The organism is Nocardioides jiangsuensis (genome assembly GCF_019679455.1).
Classification (GTDB): Bacteria; Actinomycetota; Actinomycetes; order Propionibacteriales; family Nocardioidaceae; genus Nocardioides_C; species Nocardioides_C jiangsuensis.
Map to the genome: position 1 here is coordinate 1084132 of NZ_JAIEZQ010000001.1, position 14563 is coordinate 1098694.

10 protein-coding genes, 2 tRNA genes and 1 pseudogene are annotated in these 14563 nt (G+C 70.2%); 12 read left to right on the forward strand and 1 reads right to left on the reverse strand.

Annotation, left to right across the window (positions count from 1 at the left end; genetic code table 11):
* The first annotated feature begins 889 nt into the window (after positions 1–889).
* The 12 genes and pseudogenes from dnaA (at position 890) to K1X13_RS05085 (ending at position 13759) form a co-directional block, all read left to right on the forward strand.
* Complete coding sequence (gene dnaA, locus K1X13_RS05030; RefSeq protein ID WP_372450682.1) at positions 890–2320, forward strand: chromosomal replication initiator protein DnaA; 1431 nt, start codon at positions 890–892, stop codon at positions 2318–2320.
* A 438-nt stretch (positions 2321–2758) separates the two neighbouring features.
* Positions 2759–3901 (forward strand): DNA polymerase III subunit beta, encoded by a 1143-nt coding sequence (dnaN, locus tag K1X13_RS05035; RefSeq protein WP_221023890.1) that lies wholly within the window; start codon positions 2759–2761, stop codon positions 3899–3901.
* Between the two features lie 66 nt (positions 3902–3967).
* A pseudogene (gnd, locus tag K1X13_RS05040) lies at positions 3968–4990 on the forward strand (phosphogluconate dehydrogenase (NAD(+)-dependent, decarboxylating)); the annotation flags it as partial.
* 7 nt (positions 4991–4997) lie between these two features.
* A complete protein-coding gene (recF, locus tag K1X13_RS05045) occupies positions 4998–6158 on the forward strand; it encodes a DNA replication/repair protein RecF (RefSeq protein ID WP_221023892.1) in 1161 nt (386 codons plus the stop codon).
* Entirely contained in the window at positions 6148–6756 is a 609-nt protein-coding gene (locus K1X13_RS05050; RefSeq protein WP_221023893.1) for a DciA family protein, read from the forward strand. The genes recF and K1X13_RS05050 overlap by 11 nt, the downstream gene beginning before the upstream one ends.
* Before the next feature lie 344 nt (positions 6757–7100).
* Positions 7101–9176: a DNA topoisomerase (ATP-hydrolyzing) subunit B gene (gene gyrB / locus K1X13_RS05055; RefSeq protein ID WP_221024591.1), complete on the forward strand. Its 2076-nt coding sequence runs from the start codon at positions 7101–7103 to the stop codon at positions 9174–9176.
* A 118-nt stretch (positions 9177–9294) separates the two neighbouring features.
* Entirely contained in the window at positions 9295–11919 is a 2625-nt protein-coding gene (gene gyrA, locus K1X13_RS05060) for a DNA gyrase subunit A (RefSeq protein ID WP_221024592.1), read from the forward strand.
* Positions 11919–12593: a DUF3566 domain-containing protein gene (locus K1X13_RS05065; protein WP_221023894.1), complete on the forward strand. Its 675-nt coding sequence runs from the start codon at positions 11919–11921 to the stop codon at positions 12591–12593. Before gyrA ends, K1X13_RS05065 begins: the two co-directional genes overlap by 1 nt.
* 91 nt (positions 12594–12684) lie before the next feature.
* A tRNA-Ile gene (locus tag K1X13_RS05070) sits at positions 12685–12761 on the forward strand.
* 33 nt (positions 12762–12794) lie between these two features.
* Positions 12795–12920 carry a DLW-39 family protein gene (locus tag K1X13_RS05075; RefSeq protein WP_221023895.1) on the forward strand — a complete coding sequence of 42 codons (126 nt, stop codon included), beginning with the start codon at positions 12795–12797 and terminating at the stop codon, positions 12918–12920.
* A gap of 45 nt (positions 12921–12965) precedes the next feature.
* Positions 12966–13038 (forward strand) — tRNA-Ala (locus tag K1X13_RS05080).
* Between the two features lie 142 nt (positions 13039–13180).
* On the forward strand, positions 13181–13759 hold the full coding sequence (locus K1X13_RS05085; protein WP_221023896.1) for a cysteine hydrolase family protein: 579 nt from the start codon (positions 13181–13183) through the stop codon (positions 13757–13759).
* Between the two features lie 24 nt (positions 13760–13783).
* On the opposite strand, the gene K1X13_RS05090 is transcribed toward K1X13_RS05085, so the two are convergent.
* Positions 13784–14155: a carboxymuconolactone decarboxylase family protein gene (locus tag K1X13_RS05090; protein ID WP_221023897.1), complete on the reverse strand. Its 372-nt coding sequence runs from the start codon at positions 14153–14155 to the stop codon at positions 13784–13786.
* Positions 14156–14563 lie beyond the last annotated feature (408 nt).

Below are 14563 nucleotides of genomic sequence, written 5' to 3' on the forward strand. Positions count from 1 at the left end.
GAGTTTGCTCTCCGGTTTCGGGGATGAAGTCCAGGATGTTCTCGGACCGGGTCAGCGTCAGTGCAGTGTGCCTGTTCGGCTGGCACCGCCCACCCGCGGCGAACCAGCCGTCCTCCCTCGGGTGAGCGAGTCCTGCTGGTTGTCCGTGGACATGCGGCACCGGTCGACACCGGTTCGACCGCACAACGGTACGCGGAGCCGTGGTAGGGGGTCAAACCGGCGGCCGGTCCGCCGCGGCGGCACCCGAATCGGTCACCGTCGCACGGCCGCGTCCCGCTGTCACGGTGCCACGCCGTGACGAACCACGGCAAACCGGCCACACCACCACGATCCGGTGTCTACCATGCCTGTGGACAACGGCTTGATCCACAGGCACGCCGGTTGTTAGCGTCAGCGAGCCCGAGATTCCCCTCGGTCTCTCTTCACCCGCATCTCCCCGGCTCCCCTGATCGATGGTGGAAATCCGGCGAATGCCCCTCTGACCAGGCATGACGCTGGCGCCGAGGTGTGGAGCTCGACCGGCCTCGACAGGTCCCCGAAGCAACGCGGGGACGGCATGCACAACCTGTGGACAAAGGTGTGGACCCAGTGATCCGGGCCGCACCCGTTCCTCCGGTGCCAGGGGGACCACCCTGACGGATCTGCCGAACGATGACTTGCATGGAAATGGAGTGGGGAGACCCGCGTGGACGAGAGACCAGCACACTTCGGCGGAGACGGCCTCGGACACGGGGCCCGGCGTGAGACTCACCACGACGACCCCTACGACGGCGGACGGGACAACCGGCGCGACCACCACCGGGACGGCGCCTGGGATGACGACTCCGGCGAGCACGTCCCCGCCCACCGCTCCACGCGGCGCGCCGACCGCGGCACCGACCTGGCCTCGGTGTGGGTGACCCTGGTCGACGACCTCCCGCCGAACCAGCGGGCCTGGCTCGCGGCCAGCCGACCGGTGACGGTGCACGAGAACACCGCGATCATCGCGGTCGCCGACGAGTTCACCCGCAACCAGCTCGAGGGCCGGCTGCGCACCCGGCTCGAGGACAGCCTCACCGACGCGCTGGGCCTTCAGGTCCGGATCGCGGTGACGGTCGACCCCGACCTGGAGACCTCGGCGAAGCCGCCGGTGACCGACGGCCGCACCGGCGACGCATCACTGACGATGAATCCACAGATCGACTTGTCGACAAATCCCCTTGATATCCCGACGCCGCTGGCCTCGTCGGCGGCGCCCACCGGCCCCGTGCCGACGTCCTCCTCGGGTCCGGGCAACGTGCTCGAGACCCGGCTGAACCCCAAGTACATCTTCGAGACCTTCGTGATCGGGTCCTCGAACCGGTTCGCCCACGCCGCCGCGGTGGCGGTGGCCGAGGCACCGGGCAAGGCCTACAACCCGCTGCTGATCTACGGCGACTCGGGTCTGGGCAAGACCCACCTCCTGCACGCCATCGGTCACTACGTGCGCAGCCTCTTCAACGGTGCCCGGGTCCGGTACGTGTCGAGCGAGGAGTTCACCAACGAGTTCATCAACGCGATCCGGGACGACAAGGCCGCGACGTTCCAGCGCCGCTACCGCGACGTCGACGTCCTGCTGATCGACGACATCCAGTTCCTGGAGGGGAAGATCCAGACGCAGGAGGAGTTCTTCCACACGTTCAACACCCTCCACAACGCGAACAAGCAGATCGTGATCACCTCCGACCGGGCACCGAAGCGGCTCGAGGCGCTCGAGGACCGGCTGCGCAACCGGTTCGAGTGGGGCCTGATCACCGACGTGCAGCCGCCGGACCTCGAGACCCGGATCGCGATCCTCCGCAAGAAGGCCGCCATCGAGCGGATGACCGCGCCGCCGGACGTGCTCGAGTTCATCGCCAGCAAGATCCAGACCAACATCCGCGAGCTCGAGGGCGCGCTGATCCGGGTCACCGCGTTCGCCAGCCTGAACCGGCAGCCGGTGGACCTGACTCTCGCCGAGATCGTGCTCAAGGACCTGATCCCCGAGGGCGGGGAGCCCGAGATCAGCGCGGCGCTGATCATCGCGCAGACCGCCGCCTACTTCGGCCTCTCCATCGACGACCTGTGCGGCTCGAGCCGGAGCCGGGTGCTGGTCACCGCGCGGCAGATTGCGATGTACCTGTGCCGTGAGCTCACCGACCTGTCCCTGCCCAAGATCGGCCAGCAGTTCGGCGGTCGCGACCACACGACGGTCATGCACGCCGACAAGAAGATCCGTCAGCTGCTCGCCGAGCGTCGCAGCGTCTACAACCAGGTCACCGAGCTCACCAACCGGATCAAGCAGCAGGCCCGACAGGTGTGACTCCCCTCCTGGCGAGCCCCGCGAACGACAACTTTTCCGGGGTTCTCGCTGGGGACGCGGGTGTGGAGTCTTGTCATTCATCCCGGGATAGCGTGTGGACAACCTGGGCGGTACGACGGGACGGCCGGCCGCCGTACACAACCCACCCGGACTTGTCACGACGCCCTCCACACCCCCTGGGGACGGAAAAACGGCCGCTGACCTGGGAAAACGTGAGTTCTCCACAGTATCCACGGATGCTATGAAGACGATGAGCCCAATGACATCTACCTCGCCCGGAAACTTCTACCGGCCCTCTTCCTGGGGACAACCCCTCCCGACCAGGTGCCGGCCCGACCACCGCCGAGATCACCAGATACCCACTACCCCTGCCGGTCCACGTCGGCTCATGGCAGGATTCACTCCCGCACTGCTGACCACGCATGGAGGCGAACCCCAGTGAAGTTCCGCGTCGAGCGCGACGTCCTTGCCGACGCCGTGGCCTGGGCTGCGCGCAGCCTCCCGGTCCGGCCGAGCGTCCCGGTCCTTGCCGGCCTGCTCATCGAGACCACCGACGACGGTCTCGTGCTGTCGACGTTCGACTACGAGACCTCCGCGCGCGCCACGCTGCCCGCCGACGTGACCGACGAGGGCCGCGCCCTGGTCTCCGGCCGGCTGCTTGCCGACATCTGCCGAAGCCTGCCCAACAAGCCGGTCGAGATGACCATCGACGGCGCGAAGGTCTCGCTCACCTGCGGCTCGGCCCGGTTCAGCCTGCAGACGATGCCCGTCGAGGAGTACCCGGCGCTGCCCGAGATGCCGGCCGCCACCGGCACCGTGAACAGCGACGTCTTCGCCGCCGCCGTCGCCCAGGCCGTGGTGGCCGCGGGCCGCGACGACATGCTCCCGGTGCTGACCGGTGTCCGGCTCGAGATCGAGGGCGCCAGCATCTCGCTGCTGGCCACCGACCGCTTCCGGCTCTCGCACCGCGAGCTGTCGTGGGAGCCCGGCGTCACCGACGCGTCGGCGGCCGCGCTGGTCCCGGCCAAGGTGCTCGCGGACACCGCGAAGTCGCTGACCGCCGGCAGCCAGGTCACCATCGCGCTGTCCACCTCCGGTGCCGGCGAGGGCATCATCGGCTTCGAGGGCTCGGCCGGCGGCGGCGTCCGCCGTACGACGACCCGGCTCCTCGACGGCGAGTTCCCCAAGGTCCGCACGCTGTTCCCGACCGAGCACCTGACCCTGGCCCGGGTCGACAAGGCGTCGCTCGTGGAGTCGGTCAAGCGCGTCTCGCTCGTCGCCGAGCGCAACACCGCCGTCCAGCTCGCGTTCAGCGACGGCGTGCTCACGCTCGACGCCGGCAGCGGCGACGAGGCGCAGGCGTCGGAGTCGATCGAGGCCTCGGTCGAGGGTGACGACATCACCACCGGCTTCAACCCGCAGTTCCTGCTCGACGGGCTCACCGCCATCGAGGCCCCGGTCGTGGAGCTCGCCTTCACCCAGGCCTCGAAGCCCGCGGTGATGGCCGGCGCACGGTCCATGGACGCGGACGCCGACCTGGCCTTCCGCTACCTGCTGATGCCCCGCCGCCTGCTGTCCTGACGCGGTCGGCCGGGGCAACCGGGCCTCGGTTAGCCTGACGGAACAGCACGTGCCCGTGGACCACGGGGAGAGGAAACGCACCACATGGAACTCGGACTCATCGGCCTGGGCAAGATGGGCGGCAACATGCGCGAGCGGCTGCGCCGCGCGGGCCACACCGTGGTCGGGTTCGACCACAACCCCGACGTCCGCGACGTCGAGAGCGTCGAGGACCTGGTCGCCGCCCTCCCCTCCCCCAAGGTGGTCTGGGTGATGGTGCCCGCCGGAGACCCGACCCGCGAGACCGTGCGCACGCTCAAGGGCCTGCTCGACGAGGGCGACGTCGTGATCGACGGCGGCAACTCCCGGTGGACCGACGACCTGGTGCACGGCGAGCTGCTCGCCGAGAACGGCATCGGCTTCGTCGACTGCGGCGTCTCCGGCGGCGTGTGGGGCCTGGAGAACGGCTACGCGCTGATGGCCGGCGGTTCCCCCGATGACATCGCCAAGGTCCAGCCGGTCTTCGACGCGCTCAAGCCCGAGGGCGAGTTCGGCTGGGTGCACGCGGGCAAGGTCGGTGCCGGGCACTTCTCGAAGATGGTCCACAACGGCATCGAGTACGCCCTCATGCAGTCCTACGCCGAGGGCTTCGAGCTGCTCAGCAAGGTCGACATGGTCGACAACGTCACCGAGGTCTTCCGCTCCTGGCGCGAGGGCACCGTGATCCGCTCGTGGCTGCTCGACCTGCTCGTCGCCGCGCTCGACGACGACGACAAGCTCGCCGGGATCCGCGGTTATGCGGAGGACTCCGGCGAGGGCCGCTGGACCGTCGAGGCGGCGATCGAGAACGCCGTCCCGATGCACGCCATCGCCTCCTCGCTGTTCGCGCGGTTCGCCTCGCGCCAGGACGACAGCCCGGCGATGAAGGCCGTCGCCGCGATGCGCAACCAGTTCGGCGGGCACGCGGTGCGGACCGACGCGCCGGCCACCTCCGCCGACGCCGCCGGCACTCCCCCGACCACCGGCGACACGACCGGTGGCACGCCGGCGCAGTCCCCGGCGGCGCAGGCCGCCGGGTCCGGGTCGGGCACCGCACCCGCGGAGAGCTAAGGCACCGGTGCACGTCACCCACCTCTCGCTGCACGACTTCCGGTCGTACGCCGACACGGAGGTCGCTCTCGGGCCGGGCGTCACGTCGTTCATCGGGCGCAACGGGCAGGGCAAGACGAACGTCGTCGAGGCGATCGACTACATCGCCCGGCTCTCCTCGCACCGGGTCTCCAGCGACGCGCCGCTGGTCCGCTTCGGCGCCGAGCAGGCGGTGGTACGCGCGGCCGTGGTCCGCGACGAGCGCACCGCGCTGCTCGAGATCGAGATCAACCCCGGCAGGTCCAACCGGGCCCGGATCAACAAGTCGCCGCTGCCGAAGTCCCGGGAGATGCTGGGCATGGTACGCACCGTGCTGTTCTCCCCCGAGGACCTCGCGCTGGTGAAGGGCGACCCGTCGGAACGACGGCGCTTCCTCGACGACCTGCTCGTGCTCCGCGCCCCCCGGTACGCCGGCGTCCGCTCCGACTACGACCGGGTGCTGCGCCAACGCAACTCCCTGCTCAAGACCGCCGGCGCCGCGCGCCGCAGCGGGTCCGGCGGGAGCCGCGCGGAGGCGGCGCTGTCCACGCTCGGGGTGTGGGACACCCACCTCGCCCGCACCGGCGCGGAGCTCCTCGCGGCCCGGCTGGCCCTGGTGGAGGAGCTCAAGCCGCTGGTCGGCAAGGCCTACGAGGCGGTCGCCCGGGGGGCCACCCGCTCCGACGCGACCATGGCCTACCGGCCGTCGTTCGAGCTGCCGGAGCCGACCGAGGGACCGCTCCCCGACCGCGCGGTGCTGGCCGAGGCGCTGATGGCCGAGGTGGAGCGCCGCCGCTCCGACGAGCTGGACCGCGGGGTCAGCCTGGTCGGGCCGCACCGCGACGAGCTGCACCTGATGCTCGGGCCGCTGCCGGTGAAGGGATACGCCAGCCACGGCGAGTCCTGGTCCTTCGCGCTGGCGCTCCGGCTGGCGTCGTACGACCTGCTGCGCGCCGGCGGCGACGACCCGATCCTGATCCTCGACGACGTCTTCGCCGAGCTCGACACCGAGCGCCGCGAACGGCTGGCCGAGATGGTGGCCGACGCGGAGCAGGTGCTCGTCACCGCGGCGGTGCCGGCCGACGTCCCGGCGGCGCTCGCGGGCGCGCGGGTGCTCGTGGCCGACGGGCAGGTGACCCGTGCCGACTGACGACGAGCGCCCCGACCCGTCCGGGACGGACCCGTCCGGGGCGCCGACGCCGGCCCGTCCCGAGGGGCCGGAGGAGGCGCCGCACGAGGACACCGGCCTCGACCTCGCGCGCAGCATCGCCCGGTCGCTGGCGGGTTCCAAGCGCGCGGCGTCCAGGCAGAACCAGCGCCGCGGCCCGGCCCGGCCCGGCCGCCGCTTCCCGCGCTCCGACGCCAAGACGTCCGGCGCGCACCCCGACGAGCGGGACCCGCAGCTGCTCGACAACACCATCGGCCGGTTGATCGCCGAGCAGGGCTGGGGCACCGACGTGCGGGTGCACGGGGTGTTCTCGCGGTGGGACCACCTCGTCGGCCGCGACGTCGCCCAGCACTGCCGGCCCGAGGCGTTCTCCGACGGGAAGCTGCGGGTGCGCACCGACTCGACCGCCTGGGCGACCCAGATGCGGCTGCTCGCGCCGACCGTGCTGCGCCGGCTCAACGAGGAGCTCGGGGACGGCACGGTGACCCTGATCGACGTCCAGGGACCCAGCGGCCCGACCTGGCGCAAGGGCCCCCGGTCGGTGCGTGACGGACGCGGTCCGCGCGACACCTACGGCTGACCGGGCACCCCCGACGAGCCCGGACGGCAGACGCCTCCAGGACCGATCTGCGGCCCGCTCCCGTGTATGGGGACCTTGCGCCTCCCCTGCGCGGCGCTCATGGATGCCCTGTGAGGCCGGAAATCGGCCTTCCTGCGTGACCCGTGCAGGTTTCCTGTGGATGGAGACGTCGAAATCGGCGTGTCGCGGGGTAGACTGGCCTTTGGGTCGTTCCCCCGTCCGGGGTCGACCTTCGCTATGTCATCAGCTGCCGCCTCGGTCGTCTCCCGGGTGGACAGCTCTGAGGATCGAGGTCGAACTTCGTGGCTCCTGAAGACAGCTCGCAGACGCCGTCCGCCGACGCGGTGGCCGAGGCCGCCGCAGCGCTCGCACCCGCGGGATCGAGCCACGCGGTCGAGGAGGGCAAGTACGACGCGTCCGCGATCCAGGTCCTCGAGGGTCTCGAGGCGGTCCGCAAGCGTCCGGGCATGTACATCGGCTCGACCGGTGAGCGCGGCCTGCACCACCTGGTGTGGGAGATCGTGGACAACGCGGTCGACGAGTCGCTGGCCGGCCACTGCGACCGGATCGAGGTCACCCTGCTCGACGACGGCGGTGTCCGCGTCACCGACAACGGCCGCGGCATCCCCACCGACACGGCCCCGGGCCAGGAGATGCCGGCGGTGACCATGGCGCTGACCATGCTCCACGCCGGCGGCAAGTTCGGCGGTGGCGGCTACAAGGTGTCCGGTGGTCTGCACGGCGTCGGCGTCTCGGTGGTGAACGCGCTGAGCTCGCGGCTCCAGGTCGACGTGTGCAACCGCGGCTACCACTGGCGGCAGACGTTCAGCCTCGGCGTGCCGGACGGGCCGCTCGAGCAGCTCGAGGCCACCGGCGAGACCGGTACGACGGTGACCTACTGGGCCTCGGAGGACATCTTCGAGACCACGACGTACTCCCTCGAGACGATCACCAGCCGGATCCGGGAGATGGCCTTCCTCAACAAGGGCCTCGAGATCGTCGTCCGCGACGAGCGGAGCGGCACCGCCGAGGTCGCCGACGCGGTGGCCGAGGGGTCCGTCTCCGGTGAGCGCGACCAGGAGGCCGGCGAGGACCACCCCGCGCACGGGGCGAACATCCGCGAGCAGGTGTTCAAGTACGACCGCGGCCTCGTCGACTACGTCGAGCACCTGAACAAGCGCCGCGACCACGCGCACCCCACCGTCATCGACTTCGAGGCCGAGACCAACGAGAACGGCATGAGCCTCGAGGTCGCGATGCAGTGGAACACCACCTTCACCGAGTCGGTGCACACCTTCGCGAACACGATCAACACCCACGAGGGGGGCACCCACGAGGAGGGGTTCCGCTCCGCGCTCACCTCCCTGGTCAACAACTGGGGCGAGGAGTGGGGCCTGATCAAGAAGAAGGAGGACCGGGTCTCCGGCGACGACGTCCGCGAGGGCCTGACCGCGATCATCTCGATCAAGCTCAGCGAGCCGCAGTTCGAGGGACAGACCAAGACCAAGCTCGGCAACACCGAGGCCAAGGGCTTCGTGCAGCGGGTGGTCAACGAGCAGCTCGGCGAGTGGCTCGAGAAGAACCCGGCCGAGGGCAAGGACATCGTCCGCAAGGCCCAGGCCGCGGCCTCGGCCCGGATCGCCGCGCGCAAGGCCCGCGACCTGGCCCGCAGCCGCAAGGGCCTGCTCGGCGGCGGCGGTCTTCCCGGCAAGCTCGCCGACTGCCAGTCGACGAACCCCGCCGAGTGCGAGGTGTTCATCGTCGAGGGCGACTCCGCCGGCGGCTCCGCCAAGGGTGGCCGCGACCCGCGGACCCAGGCGATCCTGCCGATCCGCGGCAAGATCCTCAACGTGGAGAAGGCGCGCATCGACAAGGTGCTCGCCAACAACGAGGTGCAGGCGATCATCTCCGCGCTTGGCACCGGGATCCACGAAGAGTTCGACATCGAGAAGGTCCGTTACCACAAGATCGTGATGATGGCCGACGCCGACGTCGACGGCCACCACATCCGCACGCTGCTGCTGACCCTGCTGTTCCGGTTCATGAAGCCGCTCATCGAGCACGGTTACGTCTACCTCGCGCAGCCGCCGCTGTACCGGCTGCGCTGGAACAAGCCGCACGAGCACGAGTTCGTCTACTCCGACGCGGAGCGGGACGCGCTGACCGCCGCCGGCATCGCCGCGGGCAAGAAGCTGCCCAAGGAGAACGCGATCCAGCGGTACAAGGGTCTGGGCGAGATGAACCCCGACGAGCTGTGGGACACCACCCTCGACCCCGACAACCGGCTCCTGCTCCAGGTCACCCTGGAGGACGCCGCCCAGGCCGACGAGATGTTCTCGGTGCTGATGGGCGAGGACGTCGAGCAGCGCCGCAGCTTCATCCAGCGCAACGCCAAGGACGTCCGGTTCCTCGACATCTGATGGCACCGCACCGCAACGCGCCCCGTCGTACGCACCAGAGAGATAGCCAGTGACTGACAACACCATCGAGACGCCCGGACCCGGCGGCCGGATCGAGCCCGTCGAGCTGCAGGTCGAGATGCAGCGGTCCTACATCGACTACGCGATGACCGTGATCGTGGGCCGCGCCCTGCCCGACGTCCGCGACGGCCTCAAGCCGGTGCACCGTCGCGTGCTCTACGCGATGTACGACGGCGGCTACCGACCCGATCGCGGCTTCTCCAAGTGCGCCCGCGTCGTCGGCGAGGTCATGGGTCAGTACCACCCGCACGGCGACACCGCGATCTACGACACCCTGGTTCGCCTCGCGCAGCCGTGGGTGATGCGCGCACCGCTGGTGGACAGCCAGGGCAACTTCGGCTCGCCGGGCAACGACCCCGCCGCCGCGATGCGGTACACCGAGTGCAAGATGGCGCCGCTCGCCATGGAGATGGTGCGCGACATCGACGAGGACACCGTCGACTTCACGCCCAACTACGACGGCCGCTCGCAGGAGCCGGTGATCCTGCCGGCCCGGTTCCCGAACCTGCTGGTCAACGGCTCGGCCGGGATCGCGGTCGGCATGGCCACCAACATCCCGCCGCACAACCTGCGCGAGATCAACGAGGGCGTGCAGTGGGCGCTGCAGAACCCCGACGCGACCCGGGAGGAGCTGCTCGACGCGCTCCTCGAGCGGGTCAAGGGCCCAGACTTCCCGATGGGCGCGCTGATCGTCGGCAACCAGGGCATCGAGCAGATGTACCGCACCGGCCGTGGCTCGGTCACCATGCGCGCCGTCGTCGACATCGACGAGGACGCCAAGGGCCGCACGATGCTCTCGATCACCGAGCTGCCCTACCAGGTGAACCCCGACAACCTCGCGCTGAAGATCGCCGAGCTCGCCGACTCCGGCAAGATCCAGGGCATCTCCGACGTGCGCGACGACTCGTCCTCGCGCACCGGACAGCGGCTCGTGGTCGTGCTCAAGCGCGACGCGGTCGCACGGGTGGTGCTGAACAACCTGTTCAAGCACACCGAGCTGCAGAGCAACTTCTCCGCGAACATGCTCGCGCTCGTCGACGGCGTGCCGCGGACGCTGACCCTGGACCAGTTCATCTCGCACTGGATCCACCACCAGGTCGAGGTCATCCAGCGGCGGACCCGCTTCCGGCTGCGCAAGGCCGAGGAGCAGGCGCACATCTACCGCGGCCTCGTGAAGGCGCTCGACGCCCTCGACGAGGTCATCGCGCTGATCCGCCGCAGCCCCGACGTCGAGGACGCCCGGGACGGCCTGATGGAGCTGCTCGAGATCGACGAGCTGCAGGCCCGCGCCATCCTCGACATGCAGCTGCGCCGCCTCGCCGCGCTGGAGCGCCAGAAGATCATCGACCAGCTCGCCGAGCTCGAGCTGATCATCGCCGACCTCGAGGACATCCTGGCCAGCGAGTCGCGCCAGCGGCAGATCGTCGCCGACGAGCTCACCGCGATCGTGGAGAAGTTCGGCAACGAGCGCCGCACGCAGATCATCCCCGCCGACGGCGACCTGTCGATGGAGGACCTGATCCCCGACGAGGACCTCGTCGTCACGATCACCCGCGGCGGCTACGCCAAGCGCACCCGCGCGGACCTGTACCGGACGCAGAAGCGTGGCGGCAAGGGCGTGCGCGGCGCGGCGCTCAAGGGCGACGACGTCGTCGAGCACTTCATGGCCACCAGCAACCACAACTGGCTGCTGTTCTTCACCACGGCCGGCCGGGTCTACCGCACCAAGGCCTACAACCTCCCGGAGGCGTCGCGCGACGCCAAGGGCGGCCACGTCGCCGGGCTGCTGTCGTTCCAGCCGGACGAGAAGATCGCCCAGGTCCTCGCGATCCGCGACTACGAGCAGGCGCCGTACCTCGTCCTCGCCACCCGCAACGGGCTGGTGAAGAAGACGTCGCTGGCCGACTACAACAGCCCGCGCCAGGCCGGCGTGATCGCGATCAACTTCCGCGAGGAGGGCGACGAGCTGATCGGCGCCGAGCTGGTGGACTCCGAGGACGACATCCTGCTGGTGTCGCGCAAGGGCCAGGCGATCCGGTTCCGCGCCGACCCCTCGCAGCTGCGGTCGATGGGCCGGGCCACCTCCGGCGTGACCGGCATGAAGTTCCGCGACGGCGACGAGCTGCTGTCGATGTCGGTGATCCGGGCCTCCCAGGTCGCCGCCGAGGAGGCGGTCGCCGAGGCCGGCGAGGACCCGCAGGAGTCGCCGGAGGTGAAGGAGCAGTACGTCTTCACGATCACCGACGGCGGCTACGCCAAGCGCACCCGGATCTCGGAGTACCGCCTGCAGAGCCGCGGCGGCATCGGCATCAAGGCGATGCAGCAGAACGACGACCGGGGGAACCTGGTGGGTGCGTTCATCGTCGAGGAGGGTGACGAGGTCCTGTCGATCACGTCCTCCGGCCAGGTCGTGCGCAGCCCCATCGACCAGGAGTTCCGCCCCAAGGGCCGCTCCACGATGGGCGTCACCTTCGTGAAGCTCAAGCCGAACGACTCCGTCTCGGTGGTCACCCGCAGCGTCGAGCGCGCCGCGGAGATCGACGAGGCGGCGGAGGAGGCCGAGGAGGCCGCAGCGGAGCAGGCTGCAGTCGACGCGGAGGGCGGTGCGACAATCGACGGGAACGATGTCGCGGTACCGTCGGATGACGAGACCGCGGCTGACGCGGAGACCGAGGAGTCCTGATGGCTGACCGTCGTTCCGACGACACACCGCTGGCACCCCGTCGATCCCTGGGCGGGCCGGCGCAAGGCGCCGACAGCTCCGGGGAGACGACGGCGCGCCGTCCGCTCTCGGACCGGGTGTCGGCGGCGATCGCCACCGCGTCCAACGCGCTGCCGACCGCCTCGGAGTCCAAGTCCTCCGGCCGTTCGGGCTCGGCTCCCGCGGGTCGCACGGGCGAGCGTTCGGGCGGTGCGCCCGAGCCGCGCACCGGCACCGCCGGTACGGCGGCCTCGCCGCGCCCGAGCACCTCGCGTGGCCGGAGCACCCGCAAGGCGCGGCTGCGGATGACGCACATCGACCCCTGGTCGGTGATGAAGACGGCCTTCCTGCTGTCGATCGCCTTCGGCATCGTCACCGTGATCGCGGTAGCCGTGGTGTGGTCGGTCCTCGGCGCCGCCGGTGTCTGGGACTCGATCAACAAGACCGTGCAGGACGTGCTCGGCGGTGAGTCGGCGACCACGTTCGACGTGGAGAACTACGTCGGCACCAGCCGGGTGATGGGCTTCACGATGATCGTGGCGGTCGTCGACGTCGTGCTGATCACCGCGATCGCCACCCTCGGGGCGTTCCTCTACAACCTCTCCGCGGCCCTGCTCGGCGGGGTCGAGGTGACCCTCGCGGAGGACGAGCGCTGACCCTCGCCGTGGCACGGGCCACCCCGGACCGTCTCGGTTTGGGGGGCACCGACCCCATGGGGTAATCTTCCCCGGCGATGTCATCGCACCCGGGCCTATAGCTCAGACGGTTAGAGCGCTTCCCTGATAAGGAAGAGGTCACAGGTTCAAGTCCTGTTAGGCCCACCAACCCCCCTGCTTCACGACCGGAAGGAACTCCCTGTGAAGAAGCTCGTCCTCGTCGCCCTGGCCGCCGCCGTCGCCGTCATCGCCGGCAAGAAGGTGCAGGCCGGCAAGCAGGAGCAGGCCCTCTGGGCCGAGGCCACCGACAACGTCGGCAAGGCCTGACCACTCCCGGTTCGTCCTGCGGCAGGCACGCCGCGGGTGCCACCAGGGGCCATGGCGCAATTGGTAGCGCACCTGCTTTGCAAGCAGGGGGTTAGGGGTTCGAGTCCCCTTGGCTCCACCGCAGGTCAGAGCCCCTTTTCCGGTCCGGAAGAGGGGCTTTGTCGTGTGCGTACCCCCGTCCGCGGCCTGTCGCAGAGCGGTCCGCCGCCCGATCACCGATACTCGCAGTTCGGCGATGCATCCTCGGGAGGAACGGGCCCATGACCGACGTGGCACACCACCGGTGGTTCATCGAGCCCCGCGAGATCGAGCGGCAGGAGTCGAGGCGCGGCCGCCGGCACGCGTACGAGTGGCTGGATCCACGGCGTACGGCGCTCGTCGTCGTCGACATCGTGCCGTTCTTCGCCGAGGAGTCCGCCTACTGCCGGGGAATCGTGCCGAACGTCAACCGCCTCGCCGCCGAGCTCCGCCACCAGGGTGGGACCGTGTGCTGGGTCGTCCCGCTGGACGTCGACCGCGCCGACGTCGTCGTCGAGAAGACCGCCCCGAGCGCGTTCTTCCCGGGGAAGTGCCGGTTGCACGACCTCCTTGCCCAGCGAGAGATCACGACCCTGATCGTCACCGGCACGGTCACCAACGTCTGCGTCGAGGCGACGGTGCGTGACGCCTCGACGCTCGACTACCGAGTCATCCTCGTGGCGGACGCATGTTCAGCCCCACGCGACCAGGACCACAACGCCACTCTGCACGTCGTGTACCGGACCTTCGGAGACGTTCGGTCGACGGCTGACGTACCCACCCTGATCGATCAGGGAGCTCCTCACGCCCGGCCTGGCTGAGTAACGGGGTCGCTTGTCCTGCGGTCAGGCCTTCCTCTGCTCCGGGACGGTGCCCTCTGCCTCGGCGACCGCGACGCCGAACGCGGCCCGCAGGATCTTGCCGGAGGCCGATGCGACCCTGGCGCTCCCGACGACCGGCGCGATGGCGATGAGCGTGCCCTGCACCTCCTCGACGGTCACTCCCGCGTCGGCGGCCAGCCCGAGGTTCATCAGGTACGACACCGGGGCGGCGTCCATCGCCACGAGCGCGGCCAGCCGGGCCAGGAAGTACGTCTTCAGGTCCAGCCCGGAGTTCTCCAACGAGTCCAGGTTCATCGCGACCAGGCGCTCGAGCACCGGGGCCTCACCCTGGGCGATGCTGCCCAGAGTGGATTCGGGGGTGGTCTGTGAAGTCATGAGTCCTCCTTGGACGGGATTCGAGGGGACGAACGCGCCCCACGCTCGCATCGGCGGCGACCCCCGCCATCCCCCCTTCCGGATGAGCCGGGGCTCGTTCCGTCGGGACGCGGCGTGGGCAGGCGCCACGCGCGCGGGGAGGGCCGGGCAGGGGACCGTGACGGGGGACCCGCCCGCCGGCCACGGCGGACCTGAGACTCCCCTCCCCTGGCAGACTCGCGCGTATGCGACCCACGGCCCGCACCCTCCCCGTCGTACTCCTGGTGGTGCTGGCCGCCCTGGCCGGCTGCGGCGGGGACCCGAACGGCCGCGGGCGTTCAGCCCGGTCCCGAGTGGCGGTACGTCCGGCGCGGCCGGCCCGACCCCGCGGGGCGAGGCCACTCCGTCGACGCGCGGCCCGGCCCAGAG

Excerpts from the sequence above, each read along its gene's own strand:
- gyrA (WP_221024592.1), top strand. The coding sequence starts at position 9,295 with ATGCAGCGGTCCTACATCGACTACGCGATGACCGTGATCGTGGGCCGC.
- K1X13_RS05065 (WP_221023894.1), top strand. The coding sequence starts at position 11,919 with ATGGCTGACCGTCGTTCCGACGACACACCGCTGGCACCCCGTCGATCC.
- K1X13_RS05085 (WP_221023896.1), top strand. The coding sequence starts at position 13,181 with ATGACCGACGTGGCACACCACCGGTGGTTCATCGAGCCCCGCGAGATC.
- K1X13_RS05090 (WP_221023897.1), bottom strand. The coding sequence starts at position 14,155 with ATGACTTCACAGACCACCCCCGAATCCACTCTGGGCAGCATCGCCCAG.